Genomic DNA, 18,783 nt, shown 5'->3' on the forward strand with positions numbered 1-18,783 from the left:
TGACGCCTCGGATCGCCTCAAGAGCAACTTTCGTCTTGTACTGACTGGTGAAGCTTTTGCGCTTCCGTTCACTCATTGCCTGCTCCTTTTTATCGCAGGCACCATCTTAAACTATTGTCCTGAAATTGGGGTCCACTATACTGGTTCGCTAATTTGTAATTTCCCCGACGGTTATCCAAGCCCTGATAAGAAGGTGGTTGAGGTTATGGCATTCTCTGAATTTGAACTGAAAAAAATTGAAAAGGCGTTGGCAAAATTTTTAAAAATCAGGCGGCCACCTCCTGAAATACGCCCTGAAGTAGACTTGGGGTACAGGCTCTCGGGACAAAGCTTGGAACTCTTCGAAATCCGTCCGCAATGGGACGACCCAAGCATAATTCGAGAACACCCATTTGCGAAGGCAACTTATGTATCAACTCAGAAACACTGGAAAATATTCTGGCGCCGAGCTGATTTGAAATGGCATGGCTACAAACCTGACTTGACTGTCCCCTCAATCGAAAAGTTTTTTGAGGTTGTGAACGCTGATGAGTATGGATGTTTCTTTGGCTAGATACGGTCATCACCTAAGGGTCAGACCTACACATTTGACAACTCTTAGGTCATCACCTAAGGGTCAGACCTACACATTTGACAACTCTTATAACTTCGGTACCATTCGTTAGAAACAAATGTAGAATTGAAGGAGCAGACAATGGCCCGCCCACTGCGAATCGAATACCCCGGTGCATTTTACCACGTTACTGCAAGGGGGAACGAGCAGAAGGATATCTTCAAGAGCAAAGGAGACCGGGGAAAGTTTCTCTCTTACCTGGAAGGGGCCACGGAACGATATGGCGCTGTTATTCATGCGTATTGCCTGATGAACAATCATTATCACCTGATGCTGGAAACGCCGCAAGGCAACCTTTCACAGATAATGAAGCATATCAACAGCTCTTACACGACTTAACTACAACGTCAAACGCAAACGGGCCGGGCATCTTCTACAGGGTCGCTACAAGGCAATTCTCGTGGAGGCAGATACCTATGCAACAGAGCTATCGCGTTACATACACCTGAACCCCGTCAAGGCCGGTATCGCCGAAAGGCCTGAAGTGTACCCCTGGATGAGCTATCACAGCTACACAGGAGATGCTTTGGCTCCGGGATGGTTGAGAACCTGACTTCATCCTCGGTTACTTCGGCAAGAGAGAAGCAACTGCCCGGAAGAAGTACCGCCAATTCGTGCACGACTTCATAAAAGCGGAATATAAGAGCCCCTTGCAGGAAACAGTCGCTTCCACCATCCTGGGTAGTCCAAAAGCTTAAATTTGTCAATTGTGTAGGTCTGACCCTTTGAGTTTACTCCTTTGAGTTTACTCTTTTAAGCTGATTGTTTGCGGTGAATATATTGCTCGGCAGCCTGGGCCAATAGGCCGGAACGAGTCATATGGTATTGCTCGGCATAACGGTCGATCTCATGCAGCAGATTTTCCGACATGGTGATATTTACTCGCCTTGCTTTAAGTTTAAGTTTAGCAAGATCAATATCTACCAAGAGCCAGACCCCTCCTTGATATTCGGGGTTAGTAGCCAATTGTTCTAATGATGTTGGTGCCGGTACAGGTATATCCTCGCCTTCAAAATAGACTTCTGCTGCCTCTTGGATCATGTGTGGTAAATCCTCCCAGTCATCGGCGGCAGAGAAGCAGCCGGGAAAGTCGGGGATAGTTACACCATAGGCGTGTTTATCATCTCCAATGTGAACATATGCGGGGTATAACATTTTACCTCCATTCCCAACCTGCCTGACGGAAAATGTTCCGCAAGGTTCCGGTTGGCAGGTCTTTACGTGGATGTGGCACTACAACATGGCCAGCTTTTGACGGGTGTTTGTATTTCTGGTGGTCGCCTTTGCCGCCGGCACAATACACACCGATACACACTGAGTCAATGGTAAAAGTTATTTTCAGCAAAGCGTAACACCGGCAAAGCCGTTGTACTCGTAGTTAGGAATAAGCATCACAAACTGAAAGGAGAAGAACATGAAAAAATATGGCGCTGAGTTTTTTGGTACATTTTGGCTGGTTCTCGGCGGGTGCGGAAGTGCGGTATTGGCTGCTGCATTTCCAAATGTGGGCATTGGCTTGCTTGGTGTTTCGCTGGCATTTGGATTGACAGTGCTGACGATGGCCTATGCGATTGGGCATATATCCGGCTGTCATCTCAATCCTGCAGTTTCTGTCGGACTTTGGGCTGGTGGTAGGTTTCCAGCAAATCAACTGATACCTTACATAATCGCGCAGGTCTTGGGCGGCGTTCTCGCGGGTGGCGTACTCTATATCATTGCCAGTGGCAAGGCTGGCTTTGATGTGACCGCAGGCTTTGCTTCCAATGGCTACGGCGTCCATTCGCCTGGTGGGTATTCCCTGCTGGCTGCTCTGGTTTGTGAAATTGTTATGACCATGATGTTTCTGCTCATTATTCTTGGTGCAACCGACAAACGGGCACCACAAGGCTTTGCTCCGTTACCAATAGGCTTGGGGCTTACCTTGATTCACTTGATCAGCATTCCTGTTACTAACACATCGGTAAACCCTGCACGGAGTACAGCCGTTGCTTTGTTCGTCGGCGATTGGGCGATAGCCCAGTTGTGGCTCTTTTGGGTTGCACCCGTTGCTGGAGCTCTCCTCGGTGCGGCCATTTATCGGTTCATCGGCAGAGCAGACGACTGATTGATAACGTACCGAATATATCAGTCAATATCTAAAACCAGACGAAGCTTTCGCGCGGATCACCAGCGCAATGCCGCCGAGAATCGCCGTGGAGGCGATCACCAGGCGGACGGTGATGGTTTCACCGAGCAGGATAATCCCCCCCGCAGCCGCGATGACCGGCACACTGAGCTGCACAGTGACGGCATGTGTCCCTATAATACCCCAGGCACGCCTTTTCAGCGAATCAGCGGCTGACCGGCAGCTTCACCGTGAACCGTGACCCCTCATTATTCCTGCTTTCCGCACTGATCTCGCCTCCGTGGCGCTTGACAATGTTATAGGTCAGGGCCAGGCCGAGGCCGATCCCCTTGCCGACTTTTTTGGTGGTGAAAAACGGGTCCCAGATCCGTTCGATGGTCTCTTGGGGAATGCCGCAACCGGTATCGCGAATCTGAACGGATACCATGTCGTCATCCGCAAGGTCCGTGGTTACCTCCACCGTCCCTCCATCCGTGATCGCCTGGTGGGCATTGATCAGCAGGTTCATGCAGACCTGGCGAAGCCCGGACGGGTCGCCGAGGACAGGGGGGAGGTCCTCCTTCAGGCTGGTCACGACGTGAATCTGCCGGTAGCTCGGCTGGTGCTCCAGCAGTTCGAGAATTTCCCGCAGGACTCCGTTGATATCCACCGCGATAAAGGCTCCGTCCGATGTTCTGCCGAAGCTGAGGAGGTTGTCGATGATCCCTTTGCAGCGATAGGACTCCCGGACGATGACATCGAGATACTGGGGAAAGACATCCAGGCGGAAATCATCTTTGAGGCCCGGTTCGTCGCGGAACCGTCGCTGCAGTGCTTCTGCGTAGCCCGCCACCGACGTGAGGGGGTTGTTGATCTCGTGGGCGATTCCTGTTGCAAGAACGCCGATGGCCGACATCTTTTCGGTCTGGATCAGGTGCATTTCCTGGAGCCGCTTTTCCGAGACGTCCCTGAAAAAGACCAGCGCCCGGTCTTTCTCTCCCAGCGCGTCCTTGATGGGGGTTGCGGTAATGTCCACATACCGGGTTTTCCCCCCTTCACGCACGGACACCTGGGAGGTTTCCACCCGCTCGCCCCGCAGCGCCCGCTCGACGGGACATCCCTGCGGCAGGGAAGGGGTCTCCGGGTGAAACATAGGCTGGCACGATGTGCCCGGAATCATTTGATGGGGAAACATCCAGGGGCTGATGAGATTGTGGTGCTGGACCAGGCCGTCATGGTCATAGACCGTGATGCCGTCGCTGATGGAGTCGAAGATGGCCTGCAGCTCGTTGGTCTTGTTCCTCAGGTCCACTTCTGCCTGCTTGCGCTCGGTGATGTCCTGGGTGGTGCCGTAGAGCTTCACCACCGTGCCGGCGCTGTTGACCGACGGCTCGACGATGGTATAGACCCACTTCGAGGTGCCGTCTGCAAACTGCAGGCGGTGCTCGATTTCGTAGCTCTTGCCATGTTCAATGCCCAGCCGGAGGTGGTCCATGACGTTTTCCAGGTCCTCGGGATGGACCACGCTGGCAAAGGCCTCGTGGGTAGTATCGTCACGGCTCAGGCGCAAAATCCGCAGCAGCTCATCGGATGCGTTCACCTCGCCTGTTGCGGGATCGAAGCTCCAGGACCCCACGTGGGTCATGGACTGGGCCTTGGCGAGATTGTACTCGCTCTCGGCCAGCGCGTGCTCCGCCCGCCTGCGCTCGGTGATGTCCACGAGCACGGCAAGGCACTCCTCCCCCGACTCGGTGGCCATCGCCTCTATCCGGACGAAGAGCGGTTGCAGATCGCTTTTCAGCAGCCTCAGCCGGCAGGTCTCCTTCCCCTGGCTGGCAAAGACCGTCCGGATGAATTTGTCAAAGACGAACCGCTCCTCGTCGGCGACGAACTGCTCGAAGCGCCGGCTGATCAGGCCGGCGCGTTCCACCCCCAGCAGGCGAACACCGAACAGGTTGACCGATTGGATCACCCCGTCCCGGTCCAGGGTGAAATAGCCAACCGGGGCGAAATCGTACAGGAGGGCGTACGTGTTCCTTGATGCTTCCAGTTCCTCGCGGGACCGGCGCAACTCATCGATCTTCGTCTCCAGTTCGAGGCGATGACTCTGGAATTCACAGGTAGTATTCAATGGTTGTGCCTCGGGGCGGGCGAAGTGCGTTCACCTGCGCACCCACGCGTCAGCCCCTTTTCCGGTAGTGGATGCCGAAACGTTCTTTCCATTCGCTGCTGGAAGGGCTTGGCTTCATCGCAAAGACGGGCCGTTCAGTCGGTGAGGCCCTGTTGTAGTAGTTCCAGTATGTTTCATCCTCTTGAGCCTCGGGCTCCTGGCGGCGTCCCTTCCAGGCCCGGGTATCATGATGATCGTAGAGGGTGTGGAAAAGGTCCTCCACGATCCGGCTCAACTCGTCCACGTCCCGGACGACCTCGACACGGTCGCAGTACGAACCGTACAGATCGATGAGACAGTCCCCCCGTTGCCAGAGGTCGCGCTCCTCCGGGGTCAGCCAGAGCATGTAGCCCGCCTTTTCCCGAATCTCCTCCAGCGCCCACTCGTTGGCTTCGTTGTAGTTGTTACGCCCATCCCCCATGATGATGATTGCCGGTTTGCCGCGCATGTTTTCCAGGTGTTTCTTCTTGAAGGTGAGGAAGACGTTGCCGTAATCGCTGTTATCGTCCAGGTTGACGATATCACCTTTGTCGATGGTTTCCAGCAGGCAATTGACCGGCATGTTGCGGAGCCGGTCGGTAATTTCCACCACGTCCTTGTTGAAGACGAAGCTGCGGACATCCATCACCCGGTTCTGGAGGGTGTGGAGGAGCAGCAGCATGAAGCGCGTGGCGTGGCTCACCGAGAAACTGACGTCGCAGAAAACCACGAGTCGCGGCTTTTCTTTGCGCTTGCGGCGCAGCGACAGGAGAAACGGCACCATGCCGTGGCGGTAGTTCTTCTGGATCGTCCTGATGACATGGAGCTTGCCGCGGCTCTCCATCTCCTTCATCCGTTGCACGTCCTTGCGGATGCGCACGAGCATCCGGCAGACCACCTCCTGCATGTCGGCCAGCTCCTCGGGGGTGAATGCGACCTGCTTCTTGGCCCCGAGGTTCTGGTTGAAGGCGACGGTGGGCGGACTCTTCATGTAGTAGTCCGATGGGGTCGGCGCATCCATTTTGCCGTGATAGCCGTCCAGCTGCACCATGACCTCCGCTCCGGCGGAATCGTCATCGCTCTCTTCCAGCCCTAGCAGCTCTTCCAGCTCTTCGGCGGTCAACTCCTCGTCAGTCACCAGGAGCGGATCATCCTTTTCCTTCGTCCTGTGCTCATCGGCCTTCAGTTGTCCCCCTTCGACGATATGGATCAGGGCGCCCAGGAGATCGGCGGCATCGAGTCCGGGGGGGATGGGTTGACTGCTGCTGAAAAACCGGTCGAAGACCTCGTCGAACACCGGCAGTTCGTTGACGTTCTTCACCAGGGTCAGGCGCAGCAGCGCCTTGACCGATTCCCGTCCCGTCAGACCGCCAAGGGCCAGGGCGTGCACCGCATCGAGGCTCTCTCCCGGAGAGACCCTGACCCCCCGCTCGCGCAGGGCGGTGACGAATCTGGTGATGATCCGTTCCACTATCGCAGCTCCTGCAGGGCCAGGTCGGTCACCTGTTTCAGGTCCGCCTGGTGCTTGGCAATGGCCCCTACCGTGTTGGCGACCACCTCAGGCGTGAGGTGGGTGGTATGGAGGATGGTAAGCACCTGGGCCCAGTCGAGGGTTTCGGAGACGCTGGGGGGCTTGCGCAGGTTCAGCTCGCGGACCTTGCGCAGGAATTCGACCATCTGCCGGGCGAGCCCCTCGCACAGTTCCGGGAACCGGGTGCGGACGATGGCCACTTCCCGGTCGAATTCGGGGTAACCGATGTAGAGGTAGAGGCAGCGGCGGCGCAGCGCGTCGGAGATCATCCGGGTGCCGTTGCTGGTGAGGATCGCAAGGGGTCTGCTCCGGGCCTCAATGACTCCCAGTTCGGGGATGGAGACCTGGAAATCGCTCAGGCACTCCAGGAGGAGCGCTTCGAATTCGTCGCCGGAACGGTCGATTTCGTCGATCAGGAGCAGGGACCGGGTGTCGGAGAGGAAACTGCGGAGGATGGGGCGCTGCACCAGGAAGTTTTGGGAGAAGAAGAGGCTCTCTTCCGCGGAGAGACGCTCCACCGCCTCCCGCAGGTCGGCCGATACGGAGAGGTAGTTGTCCAGCTGGGTGCGCAGGAGCTGGGTGTAGAGGAGCTGCTTGCCGTATTCCCAGTCGTAGAGCGCCTTCCCCTCGTCGATACCCTCGTAGCACTGGAGCCGCACCAGGGGAAAGCCCATGACCTGGGAGAGGGTCTTGGCGAGGCCGGTCTTGCCGACGCCGGGGGGGCCCTCTATGAGGATCGGCTTCTCCATCCGGAGGGCAAGGAAAACGGCGGTGGCGATGGACTCGTCGGCAATGTAGCCGCCGCGCTGGAGAAGATCCTTTACCTCTTGTTCAGTCATCATGGGCTACCTCGTCTGGCTTTGTCTGTGCACCCCTTGTGCTCATGTGAGAGCGCCGCTGGCGCCCGGAGAGAACTGCTCCCCGGGCCCAGCGGCTTTTTACGTCATGGCACTTCTCTATCTGTACGGTACGTCTTACATGCAGCCCTTGAAGACCGAACGCATTTCCTTGAAGCCCACATCCTTCGGGTTCCCTTCGGAGCAGATATCGGCGGCGGCGAACTTCGACAGACCGTCGAGGTCTTTTTCCTGCAGGCCGAGGTCGGCGAAGCGGGTGGTGATCCCCAGGTCGTCTTTCAGCTCCTGGATCATGTCGATGAACTTTTCGCCGGCCTTGATGTCGGACATGCCTTCGGTGTTGATTCCTGCTGCCCGGGCCATCATAGCGAAGCGGGCGGTAGCTGCCGGCAGGTTGTAGCGGCAGACATCGACCAGGGCGATGGCGTTGCAGAGGCCGTGGGGAGAGTCATAGAGACCGCCCATGGCGTGGGCCATGCTGTGGACGATGCCGAGGCCGGCGCTGTTGAAGCTGTAGGCGGCGGCCATTTCGGCCCAGACCATCTGCTCGACGGCCCGGTCGTTGTTCCGGTTGCAGGCGGACTCACGAAGGTTGGCGAAAATTTCGGTGATGGCCCAGAGGCCGGGGCCGTAGGCGGACTGAACGCAGAGACGGGAGGCGATGGCTTCCACGGCGTGGGTCAGGGCGTCCATGCCGGTGTAGGCGGCCAGTTCCTGGGTCATGCACTGGTGAAGGAGGGGATCGTTGACCGACTTGCTCGGTGTGCACTGCGGGTCGAACAGGGCCATTTTGTACATCTTCTCGGTGTGGTTGATGATGGAGAAGCAGGAGACTTCCGAACCGGTTCCCGAGGTGGTGTTGATGGCGAGGTGGGGGATCTTGTTCTTCTTGGTGCACTTGAATGCACCCTCGAAGGTGCGAACGTCCTGCCCGTCGTGGCTGTAAACGAGTTTGATGGCTTTTGCGCAGTCGGTGGTGGAGCCGCCGCCGATGCTGATCATGCCGTCGAACTTGCCGGAGGCGAGCGCCTTGGCCCCTTCCATGACTTCATAATCCTTCGGGTTCGGAGTCGCCTTGTCATAGACCTCGGACGATACGCCGGCATACTTCAGAACACCCTGTATGGCCTCGATGATGCCGGTTCCCTTTAGGCCGGTCGTGACGATGAGGGCGTTGGTCATGCCCAGCGCCTTGGCGTCGTTGCCAACCATGGTGTGCGCACCCCAGCCGATATTTACCGACGGATAGGCGTGCTGCATCTTGATCGGGTACTCCTGTCTTTCGAGGCTCAGTTTCCGCTGTACATCTCTGAAATGTGGCATGGGTGCTTCCTCCTTTGTGTGATGTGAACTCATCTGGCGAGTCCATCCTTGATTGTGTCTGCACAACGATACGGTAACCGGAAATGTGGCTGATCCGCCCCCTCGTATCACCTCCCAATAACTTTGTTTTAGAGTACTGCCGGCACCTGCGTTCAGAACCTTTTCAGGGTGCGATGTAGTTCATTGTGGCCCTGTTTACATTGTTATAGCAAAGCTGGTGCCAAAAGAAACAATGGTTTATTTTCAGCTGTTTACGGTGTTTTGTGGGAAGAGAGGGCGCCAGGGGGAAAAAGAGATGAGGGGAAATTCGAAACAGTTTTCTAAGGATAGGGGCTATTCAGGGGGCTATTGGCGGTATGGATTATGTCTACAGTGGGTAATTTCGCCCCAGTGAGGGGAGGGGGATGGGAGGAGGGGAGAGGACCCTTTCGCCGTAGAGGCGGAAATTTGGTGTTACTCGGTCTCCTCGGTGGCCTCTGCAGCGACATGCTTTTCCCGGGTTGAAGCGAGGCTGCTGTTCTGCCGATAGAGTGCCTGGCGCACCTCGCAGCGGTCATCGACGGCGAGGAGGGCCCCGCTGCTGGCCCAGGCCCGCCCCATGCACCCCCCTGCGCAGGTGAGCCGGCCGGGGCACTCCCGGCAGGCGGCGTTCGCACCGGCGCGGCACTGGCTCATTTTTTTGAGGGTGTCCCAGAGGGGGGCCCCCTCCACAAAAGCCGATGCCAGATCCTTCTGCAGAACCCCGAACACCGCATACCGGTCCACATGGCACAGTACGCACGGGTAGAGCCGGCCGTCCGGGGTGAGATAGGGGTTTTGCACAAAGGCGCAACACTCCGTCCGGGGCGCTGTCTCCCTCCGCCACTCCAACGCGGCCACGTTCCCGATCCGTTCGTAAAGCTCCCTGAATGATGGGTCGGAATCGAAGCGGCGCAGCAGCAGTTCGTACTGTTCAAGGGTGGGCGGCGCGACCGGTGAATCCTGTGCGGCGCGGCCGCATCTTACCAGGGAGCCGGTTACCGCGGAGCCGATCTCCAGTTCGCTCGCCAGGTGCAGCAGGGCCGGGATTTCCTCCAGGTTGTGCCGCATCTCTGTCATAAAGAGGGTGATGCGCTTCCCGAGCCCCCCATCCCGGAGCCGCCGAATCCCGTCCAGCGCGCCGGCAAAGGCACCCCTTCCCCGCACGAGGTCGTGAATCGGCGCCGTAGCCCCATCGAGGCTGATCTGGATTGCAAGCCCGGGGAAATCCAATTCCTTCAGTGCCGCGACGTTGTGCTCCGTGAACAGCATCCCGTTTGTCTGCAGCGAGACACTACGATAACCGATGGCGCGGGCGGATCGGACCAGTTCCAGCCACCCCGGGTGGCAGAGGGGCTCCCCGCCGGTGAAGCGGACACCTCCCCCTCCAAGTGCCCCGAACTCTTCGAGCAGACGGAGAAGGGTCCGGGTCGGCACGGCAGGCGCTGTGCCGGAGGACCCTGCATCGACCCAGCAGTGATGGCACCTGAGATTGCAGGTTCCGGTAATGGCAAGGGTCAGGGTCTCAGGGGGGAGCAGCCCTTTTTCTCGCAAGATGTCGAGTGCAACTGTTGGGTTCATGGCAGGGTGATCCGTGTCGGCAGTTTCTGCCGTAACAGGCGTAGAGAAAGGTTACAGTGTAGAAATATTCTGCATTATTGTGTGATCCCCTGACGGAAAGGGGGTTGGCTACCCCCTGGGGAATGGAATATCGGGACGTTTAGTGCCTGTTCGTATGGAAAGAGGGCCCGTTGAATGCGGCCGGGTGGTCATGGGTGTAGAAAAACGCCACGCCTTGATGGCTGCGAAAAGGTGCGCGGGCCGTTGATGTCACGTCCGCGGGGATCGGGCTCCCGGTGTCGCCTCCGACGGGCTCCTAGGTGGGCAGGCCGTACCGCTCAAGCTTCGTGTAAAGGGTCTTGCGGTCTATTTCGAGCAGTTTTGCCGCCCGGCTCTTGTTCCCCTCCACCTGCTCCAGCACCCTCTGGATGTGGTCCCGTTCGACGACCCAGAGGGGGAGAGGTGGGGCCTCTCCTGCTGAGGAGCCGGCGGCCCGGGGGGCCGGCAGGGTCTTCGGCGGCGAGAAGGGGAGGAGGTCCGAGGAGATGACCGGCTCGGTGGCGAGGATGCTGGCGCGGCGGATGACGTTGCGCAGTTCCCGCACATTGCCGGGCCAGGAGTAGGCCGTGAGGGCGGCCATTGCCTCCTCGCTGATCTCCCACTCGCCGGTGCCCGCTTCGGTTGCGGTCTTCAGGAAGTAGTAGGAGAGGGGGATGATGTCATCGGGGCGCTCCCGCAGAGGGGGGACATTGATGGGGAGAAGGTTGATCCGGTGGAACAGGTCCTCGCGGAATTCCCCCCGGTTGACGCACTCTTCCAGTTTCTTGTTGGAGGCGAAGACGAAGCGGACGTCGACGCTGATGTCGTGGTTTCCCCCGAGGCGCCGGAAGGTGCTGGTCTCCAGGACCCGCAGGAGCTTTACCTGGACGTCGAGGGGCATCTCGGAAATTTCGTCCATGAACAGGGTGCCGGTGTCGGCCAGCTCGAAAAGGCCGGCTCTCCCCTTGTTGGCGCCGGTGAAGGCCCCCTGGACGTGTCCGAAGAGCTCGCTTTCGGCGGTGTTGGCGTTCAGTCGTCCGCAGTTGACCGTGACAAAGGGTTTTGCGGTGCGGCGGCTGGCGTCGTGGACGGCCCGGGCCACCAGTTCCTTGCCCGTGCCGCTCTCGCCGCAGATGAGGACATGCTCGTCGGTAATCCCCCAGCGCCGTACGGTTTCCAGGAGCTTCAGCATGACCGGACTCTTCCCGACGATCCGCTCCTCGAACTTGTTGATTTCCAGCTTCAGGTTGATGTTTTCGATCCGGAGGCGGTTTTTTTCATAGGCCTTGTCGATCACCATCTCCAGTTCGTCGAGCTTCACCGGCTTGGTGAGGTAGTCGTAGGCCCCGTGCTTGATGCATTCCACTGCCGTTTCAATGGTGCCGTGACCGGTGAAGACGATGATCTCGGGAACGGTGGATTCGGTGCGCATCTGTCGAAGGACTTCGACCCCATCCATGCCCGGCATCTTGACGTCAAGGAGGACCACATTGAAGATCTCCTGCCGGTACTTGTCCAGCCCCTCTTCACCGTCGGCGGCCGTCTCGACCTTGTAGCCGCTCCGTCTGAGCTCCGCTTCAAGCAAGTCCCTCAGGTTGCGCTCGTCTTCGACGACGAGCAGTTTCGCTTCTTTGCGCGTTCCTACAGCTGACATGACGGAAGCCTCACCGTGAATTTCGATCCCTTGCCCTCTTTGCTCTCAACCTGAATCTCGCCGCCGTGCTTCTTGATGATGTTGTAGGTCACCGCCAGTCCCAGGCCGAGCCCTTTTCCCACCTCCTTGGTGGTAAAGAACGGATCCCATATCTGGTCGAGAAGGACAGAGGATATGCCGCAGCCGTCATCGCAGATGGAGGCTGTTATCATGCCATCCTGTTCAGAGGTGGCAATCTCCACAAGCCCTGCCCCCTCAATGGACTGGAGGGCGTTCATGGTCAGGTTCATGAATACCTGTCTCAGTCCCGCCGCGTCCCCCCTGATTGGCGGCAGGTCCTGCTGGAGGAATTCAGTGATTTCGATCTTCTCGAAGCGTGACTTGTGCCGGACAAGTTCCAGCACCTCCTGGAGAATCTGGTTGATATTCACGACGCCGACGGAACCGTCGGATTTGCGGCTGAAGGTGAGGAGGCTGTCGATGATCCCCTTGCAGCGGTATGACTCGCGGATTATCACCTCCAGGTATTTTTTGAAGTCGGTGAGCCGCGGGTCTTCCGTCAGTTCCGGTTCGGAGCGGAAGCGCCGCAGGAGGGCCTCTGCATATCCCGCAACCGAGGTGAGGGGGTTGTTGATCTCATGGGCAACCCCCGCCGCCAGCATGCCGATGCTCGACATTTTTTCCGCCTGCATGAGCTGCAGTTCGTGGAGCCGCTTATCGGTCACGTCGCGGATGAAGAGGAGGGCGCGGGTCTCCACCTTCGGGTCGTCGATGGGGGTTGCGGTGACGTCGAAGTAACGGGTTACCCCGTCCCCTCTCGTGGCAGTAAACGATATCTGCATGGTTTCGCCGGCGAGCGCCTGCTCCACCGGACACTGGGACGGCTGGCGCTCCACATCGGGGTGAAAGAGGGCTCTGCAGGATTTGCCGACCAGGGTCTCCTGGGGAAAGAGCCGCGGACAGACGTGGTTTCGGTGCTGGACAGTGCCGTGGTGGTCGTAGATGGCCACGCCGTCGCTGATGGCGTCGAAGACGGCCTGGAGCTCGTTGGTCTTGATTCTCAGCCCGATGTTGGCTGCCTCAAGTTCCTGAATCTTCTGTTTGACCTCGGCGTAATAGCCGATTTTGGAGCTTTCAAGGCCCAGCAGCCGTTCAAGGCTCGTTTCATCAAACTGTGTCCGCTTGGCTTCACCCATGTCAGAACGCCTTTTCGAGAATCGACAGGAGGTCTTTTTCATCCGCCTCCCGCGGGGAGGTAACGATGCAGACATCGTTCAGGGCCCGTCGGGCCAGCTCGGGGAGGTCCTTGCGGTTGACCCCCAGGCTTCTCAGGCTCCGGGGAGCGCCGGCGGCGTCGAGCATGTTATCCAGGGCCTCCTGGACCACCTCGGAGGCGGTGTTGGTGTTGCCGTCGGTCTGGTGCCCGAACCCCCAGGCCAGTTCCGGGAGCTTTTCCGTCACCACGGGAATGTCGTACTTGACCACCTCCGGCAGGAGGACGGCGTTGATGCTGCCGTGGTTGGCGTCGTAGAGCCCTCCGATGGGGTGGGCGAGGGCGTGGACGATGCCCAGAAGCGAGTTGGAAAACGCCATCCCCGCGTGGAGGCTGGCCCGGGCAAGGTTCTCCAGGTCGTTGGGTTTCCGTTCCCTGACGGCACTGACCAGGCTCGTGGAAACCAATCGCAGGGCCTTGATGGCGTGGACGTCGGTGAGGGTGGTGGAGGCCACCGAGAAGAATGCCTCCATGGCATGGCTCAGGGCATCGGTGGCGGTGGTGCAGACGTATTCGTCGGGCAGCGTCTCAAGAGTGTCCGGATCCGTCAGGCTTATGTCCGGGGCGACACACCGGCTCATGATGGTTATCTTGCAGCGTCTCTCGGTGTCATTGATGATGGCGAACTGGGAGACGTCGGAACCGGTGCCGCAGGTGGTGGGGCAGAGAACAAGGGGGGGGAGGGGGCGGAATATCTTGTCCGGACCCTCGAAGTCCCTGATCCTCCCCCCGTTGGAGACGAGGATCGCTACCCCCTTGGCCGCATCCATGGAGCTCCCGCCCCCCAGTCCGACAATGATGTCGCACCCGTGGCGGATGTATTCCCGTGCCCCTTCCTCCACCTCCACATCCTTGGGGTTGGGCGTTATGTTGTCGTAGTAGATCACCTCGAGCCCCGCGTCCATGATGCTCTTGAGGGCTCTGTCCACCCACCCGGAAGCGAACAGCCCCTGATCACTCACAAGAAAGACCTTGTGCCCCCCCAGGCGGCGGGCGCACGGGCCGATCTGGGTCAGGAGCCCCCTGCCGAAAATGATCTCCGGAACTTCGAATTTGTAATGATGAAGGGAATTCTCCGCGGTTTTCATGGTCATCCTTGGACGGGGTAAACCCCGTTATAGGGTAGTGAATACAAAACTGGTTGTCAGATATGCCTGCCCTGTAAGGAATACTAGCAATTGATATGCCGTTATGTCAAACAAGGTTTGATAAAACTCCAATTTGTTAACATAACGTAATTATTCTGAAACTAATTTCTCTCCCTTGATTTGCCCTTCCGCTCCACGGGTGTGGTGGGAAAAATCTCCACGCTGTGGTTATCCTCCACAATTCAAACAATTTTCTATTGCTGGTGCGCTACATCGTTAGGAATAGCTAAATCGACTATTTACGGATAGTTGCGAGTGCAGTTGGTTCTTTATCCATCCTTGTTTCAATTTAAAAACCACTGTTCTATTTATGGTACTGCGGTTGCATAAGGGTAACTCCGCAGGGACTGCGAGCAGGCTGCAAGCGCCTTCCTCATACCAGCCTGTGTGCTTCGCCACGGGGCATTGGAAAGAGTGGAGAAGTGTACCGGGATCGGTTCGTTGACGGACGAGATCCGAAAAGAAGGCTGCCGGGACGCTGGCAGCGCAGTTGTTACTCCTTTGGGGCGGGGGAGTTCTCCTTCAATTCCCCGCCCATTTTTTTCGGAGCTCGCGGGATTCATTAGTCGATCAGTTTCACCATAGTTACCCTGCCGCGATAGCGTGTCCGGCGGGGAGTGAGCCAGCCGGCACCTGGCCAGATGCACCACGTCACGCAGTACACCATGACATGAGGGGAGGATTCGCAATGAAGAAAGGTACCATTATCGCCATGACGATTTTGTCGACCATGGCAGCACTACCTTCCGCCCAGGCCGCGTTCGTCGTAGGCGGAGAAAACGGGTGGCAGTTCACCACCGATGGCTTCATCAACGTCTTTGCTACCTATGAGTCGGTCGACGAAAGACCTGCCGGCGTCACAGGCGGCTCACTCGGCCTTGACACTGACGTAGAGGGCCAGCAGCAGTTCCGGGTGCGGACCGGCCTCCTGCCGGTGGGGATCGGGTTCAACATCAAGTCTCCCACCATCAAGGAAGTCGACTACGCGGTCCGGCTCGGCCTCTACCCGCAGGTCCAGAACGACAATGGCAGCCGCACCGAAATCAATCCCAACATAGACTTCCGCGAGATCTATTTCACCGCTGATGGCAAGTTCGGCCAGTTTCTCGCCGGCCGCGCCATTAACCTCTATCAGTCCAAGAACATCCTGACCGATATGACCCTCTTCGGTGTCGGCGTCGTGGGCCCGCTCCCCAACGGTCCGACTATGGGCCACATCGGCTACGGCTACCTCTATCCCAACTTCGGCGCCCAGTTCCGGTACACCACCCCGGACCTGAGTGGTGTCAAGGTCGCCTTCAGCGTCAACGACACCAACGATATCGGCGCAGCGACGAAGAAAAACATCCCCCGCCTGGAAGCCGAGGTCTCCTATGCCACCACCTTCACGGGAGGCAAGATGCAGGCCTGGCTGGAAGGTCTCTACCAGACGGCTGGGTTCACCAGCGGTCCTCGTGACGGCGGCCATGCCACCTCCCTTGGCGGCGCTACCGGCGTGCAGGTTTTCCTGGGCAACCTCGAACTCTTGGCCTCGGGCTATGGAGGCCGGGCCCTGGGGATGCTCGGCATGCAGGGTGACGATGCCACCGATGCCGTCGGCAAGGAGCGGTATAACTGGGGCTTTCTGGCCCAGACCACCTATCAGCTGACCCCCGAGTGGAAGCTGGGCATCAACTATGGCCAATCACGGGCTGAAGAAACCGATGCGGACAAGGCGGATGTGAACTCCCATATCAAGATGCAGCATGCGGCGGTGGGTGCCGTAACCTATAACATCAACAAGAACTGGCAGGTCATGGCGGAGTATACCTGGGCCCAGGACAAGTGGTTCAACGGCGACAAACAGAATGGCAACATGGTGGCGCTCGGCACCTTCTTCTACTGGTAACATCGGCTGTTCATGCAAACTGTGCCTGACATCCCGGTGATGCAAGGCACACGATAAAAGGAGTCTCCCCATGCCGAAGTACGTGATCGAACGAGACCTGCCAGGAGCAGGGAAGCTGTCGCCCCAGGATCTCCAGGCCATCTCCCAGAAGTCGTGCAGTGTCCTCTCCGGGCTCGGTCCCCAGATTCAGTGGGTACAGAGCTTTGTGACCGATGACAAGATCTACTGCATCTATATCGCCCCGAACAAGGAAATGGTTCTCGAACATGCGAAGCAGGGTGGCTTTCCAGCCAACAGCGTAGCGGAAGTGAGAACCGTTATCGATCCGACCACTGCCGAGTGAGACAGGGGCCCAACCCTTTCCCGGCAGCCGGCAACGAAGCCTGACGGGAGAGGTTATGTCAGTAAGGAGAAGGTTATGACGTTAGCGCTACTCGTTTTGATCAGCATTATGTGGATTCCGGTCGGCATGTTTTTCCTGGGATACGGGGAAGCCAAAAGCACTGGTTTCGTCAGTGCGGTCGTTGGTATACTTGTTGTCATAGGTGCGACTCTTCAGGCGGCGGTTTTTGCCGATCCCTTCACCGCCGGGCTGCTGTTCGTGTTCGGTGTCCTGTACATGCAGACTGGCCATGCCCTTTTGACGGGTGTGACAGACCTGCGGACCGTCGGGAACGGCGCCTTGCTTGTCGGCATCGTCTGTGCCGTTTACGCGTATTTCTTTGCCACCGGTGGCGGCCATAAGCCTGATGGGACCACGATTATCGGCGTAGCCCCCTATCTGGCGTTCATGAACGTTACGTTCGTCGTTATCTGCTTTACCGTTACCGGTGTGACGTATGGCAAGATCAGCGGCAAGGTTGCCGCGGGGATGTTTATTGTCCTGACTTTCACCTGTCTTCTGACCCCGGCGTTTTCTCTTATGGGATTTGGTAAACTTCCTTTCTAGGGAAAGACCGACATCACAATGAACTAACTCAAGGAGGCATGCATGAAAAAACGTGCACTTATCGTTATGACGGCTTTTATGGTCTCGGGTGCCATCCCCGCGCTTGCCCAGGAGCCGTCCAAACAGGAGCAGGCCATCTGCAACATCTCGGCAAAGAATTGCCTGGGTGAAGCGGAAGCTATCCAGAAAAGAGTCAAGAAAATGCAGACCGAGATGAAGAAGGGTACCAGGACTTACTCGGCTGAGGATGTGCAGAAGCTGGAGCAGAAGTTGAAAGAGGCCCAGGAACTCCTGGACAAGATTGAAGGGAAACCGGCCAGGAAGTAGGTGCTCCGCGTTCGGGTCCGTGGCCTTGAAGTCGCCGCAGGGGGAGGGGCAGTGTCGCCCCTCCCTTTTTTCAGAGCAGTCAGGCAACGGTTTGAGTGGCTAACGGTACATGCATGGCGCCGGGAAGGAGCAGATCATGGAAATATCGAAGCTGAACATATCAATTGGTGCAGCGGTGCAGCTTTGTGGGATGGTGCTGCTTGTGGCCCTGTCTCTTGCGGGCTGCGCGTCGATGAAGACAGGTGGTGCTGAGGCTGGATCGGGGCAGACTGTCTGGAAGGTGCGGGACCAGTTTGTGAATGTGGTTCCGCAGGAGCGGGGAGGCAGTACTCCCGTCGTTGCCAATGACCATCCGGCGATGGTCTCTTCCGCTGAAATCCGCAGGGCTCTGGCTTCGGTGGTTGTCGTGATGCCGGGAAAAGGGGCGCCGGCGCCGCTGTTTTCTGAAACGGAACTGAAGGTTCTGGAGGATGCCGGTGTCAAAGGATTACGCCAGGCAGGCCCCGACGAGGATGTAACCTTTGCCGTCTTTGGCTATTACTCCACACTCGAAGGCTTTCTCAAGGAGACGAAAGTGACCACCGGCCGGATGTTCTACCAGGATGGAAGGCTTAACCTGATCCTTGGCATCGTTCACCGGGATGTGATGGACAACGAAGACCGGCGTCTCTATCCCTTCGTTCCCGGTTCCCGTTTGAAGCCGTCCGCCATCGACGGCCGAATCGCGGCGGCAGCGGGTGGGGTGCCGTTCACCACGAAACGGCCGGACTGGCTCGTCTTCTCCCCGTACAGTGATGCACCGCCCGTTACCGAGGCCGCGCAGCCACGCCCGGAACCGGATGCTCCGGTTGTCGTGCCGGCAGCCCCTTCCCAGAAGACGCCGAAAATGGTGGACCGGCCGGCCAACCAGCCGAAAAGCCTGGAGGAGCGGCTCATTATCCTGAATGGCCTGAAGAACAAGGGGCTTGTTACCGACGACGAGTATCAGAAGAAGCGGCTCGAAATACTGAACGAACTGTAAGGAGGCGAACCATGGCAGACGGAAAGGTGACGGTGATTGCCCGGGCCAGAGCGAAGGCCGGGCTGGAAGAGCAGGTACGGCAGGAAATCATGGCCCTCGTCGCTCCGACCCGGGCCGAGGCGGGGTGCATCAACTACGATCTGCACCAGTCCGCCGATGACCCGGCTCTCTTCATGCTCTACGAGAACTGGGTTAGTTTGAAGGCCCTGGAGGAGCATCTGGCCATGCCCTACCTGGAGGCGTTCAAGGCAAAAGCTCCTGGACTCCTGGCCGAGCCCCTCGACATCACCCTCTGGGAGATGATTTCATAGGGCTGAATTCGAACGGTT

19 protein-coding genes and 1 pseudogene are annotated in these 18,783 nt (G+C 58.1%); 9 read left to right on the forward strand and 11 right to left on the reverse strand.

Translation table 11 applies throughout. The annotated features are described in order from the left end of the window. Window positions 1–205 precede the first annotated feature (205 nt). Both RCH91_RS21370 and RCH91_RS00515 read left to right on the forward strand, forming a co-directional pair. On the forward strand, window positions 206–553 hold the full coding sequence (locus RCH91_RS21370; protein ID WP_373694350.1) for a DUF3024 domain-containing protein: 348 nt from the start codon (window positions 206–208) through the stop codon (window positions 551–553). A gap of 141 nt (window positions 554–694) precedes the next feature. Then, window positions 695–952: a transposase gene (locus RCH91_RS00515; RefSeq protein ID WP_306532555.1), complete on the forward strand. Its 258-nt coding sequence runs from the start codon at window positions 695–697 to the stop codon at window positions 950–952. A 414-nt stretch (window positions 953–1,366) separates the two neighbouring features. Here the strand turns inward: RCH91_RS00515 and RCH91_RS00520 are convergent, their stop codons facing one another. Then, complete coding sequence (locus RCH91_RS00520) at window positions 1,367–1,768, reverse strand: type II toxin-antitoxin system HicB family antitoxin (protein ID WP_306532556.1); 402 nt, start codon at window positions 1,766–1,768, stop codon at window positions 1,367–1,369. A gap of 1 nt (window position 1,769) precedes the next feature. Then, the gene (locus RCH91_RS21375) at window positions 1,770–1,958 is read right to left on the reverse strand and encodes a type II toxin-antitoxin system HicA family toxin (protein WP_373694349.1); all 189 of its coding nucleotides are present in this window, start codon (window positions 1,956–1,958) and stop codon (window positions 1,770–1,772) included. A gap of 69 nt (window positions 1,959–2,027) precedes the next feature. Here RCH91_RS21375 and aqpZ point away from each other — a divergent pair, with 69 nt between their 5' ends. Next, entirely contained in the window at window positions 2,028–2,717 is a 690-nt protein-coding gene (gene aqpZ / locus RCH91_RS00525; protein WP_306532557.1) for an aquaporin Z, read from the forward strand. A 24-nt stretch (window positions 2,718–2,741) separates the two neighbouring features. Here the strand turns inward: aqpZ and RCH91_RS00530 are convergent. The 9 genes and pseudogenes from RCH91_RS00530 to RCH91_RS00570 form a co-directional block, all read right to left on the reverse strand. Further along, window positions 2,742–2,909: pseudogene (locus RCH91_RS00530) on the reverse strand (EamA family transporter); the annotation flags it as partial. A gap of 34 nt (window positions 2,910–2,943) precedes the next feature. After that, entirely contained in the window at window positions 2,944–4,848 is a 1,905-nt protein-coding gene (locus tag RCH91_RS00535; protein ID WP_306532559.1) for a PAS domain-containing sensor histidine kinase, read from the reverse strand. Window positions 4,849–4,897: 49 nt separating this feature from the next. Continuing rightward, the gene (locus tag RCH91_RS00540) at window positions 4,898–6,337 is read right to left on the reverse strand and encodes a VWA domain-containing protein (RefSeq protein WP_306532560.1); all 1,440 of its coding nucleotides are present in this window, start codon (window positions 6,335–6,337) and stop codon (window positions 4,898–4,900) included. Then, window positions 6,337–7,239: a MoxR family ATPase gene (locus RCH91_RS00545; protein WP_306532561.1), complete on the reverse strand. Its 903-nt coding sequence runs from the start codon at window positions 7,237–7,239 to the stop codon at window positions 6,337–6,339. The genes RCH91_RS00540 and RCH91_RS00545 overlap by 1 nt, the downstream gene beginning before the upstream one ends. 132 nt (window positions 7,240–7,371) lie before the next feature. Next, entirely contained in the window at window positions 7,372–8,577 is a 1,206-nt protein-coding gene (locus tag RCH91_RS00550; protein WP_306532562.1) for an iron-containing alcohol dehydrogenase, read from the reverse strand. A 453-nt stretch (window positions 8,578–9,030) separates the two neighbouring features. Further along, window positions 9,031–10,176, reverse strand: coding sequence for a radical SAM/SPASM domain-containing protein (locus tag RCH91_RS00555; RefSeq protein ID WP_306532563.1), 1,146 nt, complete (start codon window positions 10,174–10,176; stop codon window positions 9,031–9,033). 295 nt (window positions 10,177–10,471) lie between these two features. Then, complete coding sequence (locus RCH91_RS00560; RefSeq protein WP_306532564.1) at window positions 10,472–11,848, reverse strand: sigma-54 dependent transcriptional regulator; 1,377 nt, start codon at window positions 11,846–11,848, stop codon at window positions 10,472–10,474. Beyond that, window positions 11,836–13,044, reverse strand: coding sequence for a nitrogen regulation protein NR(II) (locus tag RCH91_RS00565; RefSeq protein WP_306532565.1), 1,209 nt, complete (start codon window positions 13,042–13,044; stop codon window positions 11,836–11,838). Before RCH91_RS00565 ends, RCH91_RS00560 begins: the two co-directional genes overlap by 13 nt. A gap of 1 nt (window position 13,045) precedes the next feature. Continuing rightward, window positions 13,046–14,209 (reverse strand): iron-containing alcohol dehydrogenase, encoded by a 1,164-nt coding sequence (locus RCH91_RS00570; protein ID WP_306532566.1) that lies wholly within the window; start codon window positions 14,207–14,209, stop codon window positions 13,046–13,048. A 748-nt stretch (window positions 14,210–14,957) separates the two neighbouring features. On the opposite strand from RCH91_RS00570, the gene RCH91_RS00575 reads away from it, so the two are divergent. The 6 genes from RCH91_RS00575 (at window position 14,958) to RCH91_RS00600 (ending at window position 18,765) form a co-directional block, all read left to right on the forward strand. Next, window positions 14,958–16,157, forward strand: coding sequence for a hypothetical protein (locus RCH91_RS00575; RefSeq protein WP_306532567.1), 1,200 nt, complete (start codon window positions 14,958–14,960; stop codon window positions 16,155–16,157). Window positions 16,158–16,227: 70 nt separating this feature from the next. Continuing rightward, entirely contained in the window at window positions 16,228–16,500 is a 273-nt protein-coding gene (locus RCH91_RS00580; protein ID WP_306532568.1) for a DUF4242 domain-containing protein, read from the forward strand. Window positions 16,501–16,575: 75 nt separating this feature from the next. Continuing rightward, window positions 16,576–17,106: a hypothetical protein gene (locus RCH91_RS00585; protein WP_306532569.1), complete on the forward strand. Its 531-nt coding sequence runs from the start codon at window positions 16,576–16,578 to the stop codon at window positions 17,104–17,106. 42 nt (window positions 17,107–17,148) lie between these two features. Further along, window positions 17,149–17,433, forward strand: coding sequence for a hypothetical protein (locus RCH91_RS00590; protein ID WP_306532570.1), 285 nt, complete (start codon window positions 17,149–17,151; stop codon window positions 17,431–17,433). A gap of 136 nt (window positions 17,434–17,569) precedes the next feature. Beyond that, window positions 17,570–18,454, forward strand: a complete 885-nt coding sequence (locus RCH91_RS00595) for a hypothetical protein (protein WP_306532571.1) — start codon at window positions 17,570–17,572, stop codon at window positions 18,452–18,454. Window positions 18,455–18,465: 11 nt separating this feature from the next. Continuing rightward, window positions 18,466–18,765: a putative quinol monooxygenase gene (locus RCH91_RS00600; RefSeq protein ID WP_306532572.1), complete on the forward strand. Its 300-nt coding sequence runs from the start codon at window positions 18,466–18,468 to the stop codon at window positions 18,763–18,765. The last annotated feature ends 18 nt before the right edge of the window (window positions 18,766–18,783 follow it).

This window comes from Geobacter sp., from assembly GCF_030834625.1.
Classification (GTDB): domain Bacteria; phylum Desulfobacterota; class Desulfuromonadia; order Geobacterales; family Geobacteraceae; genus Geobacter.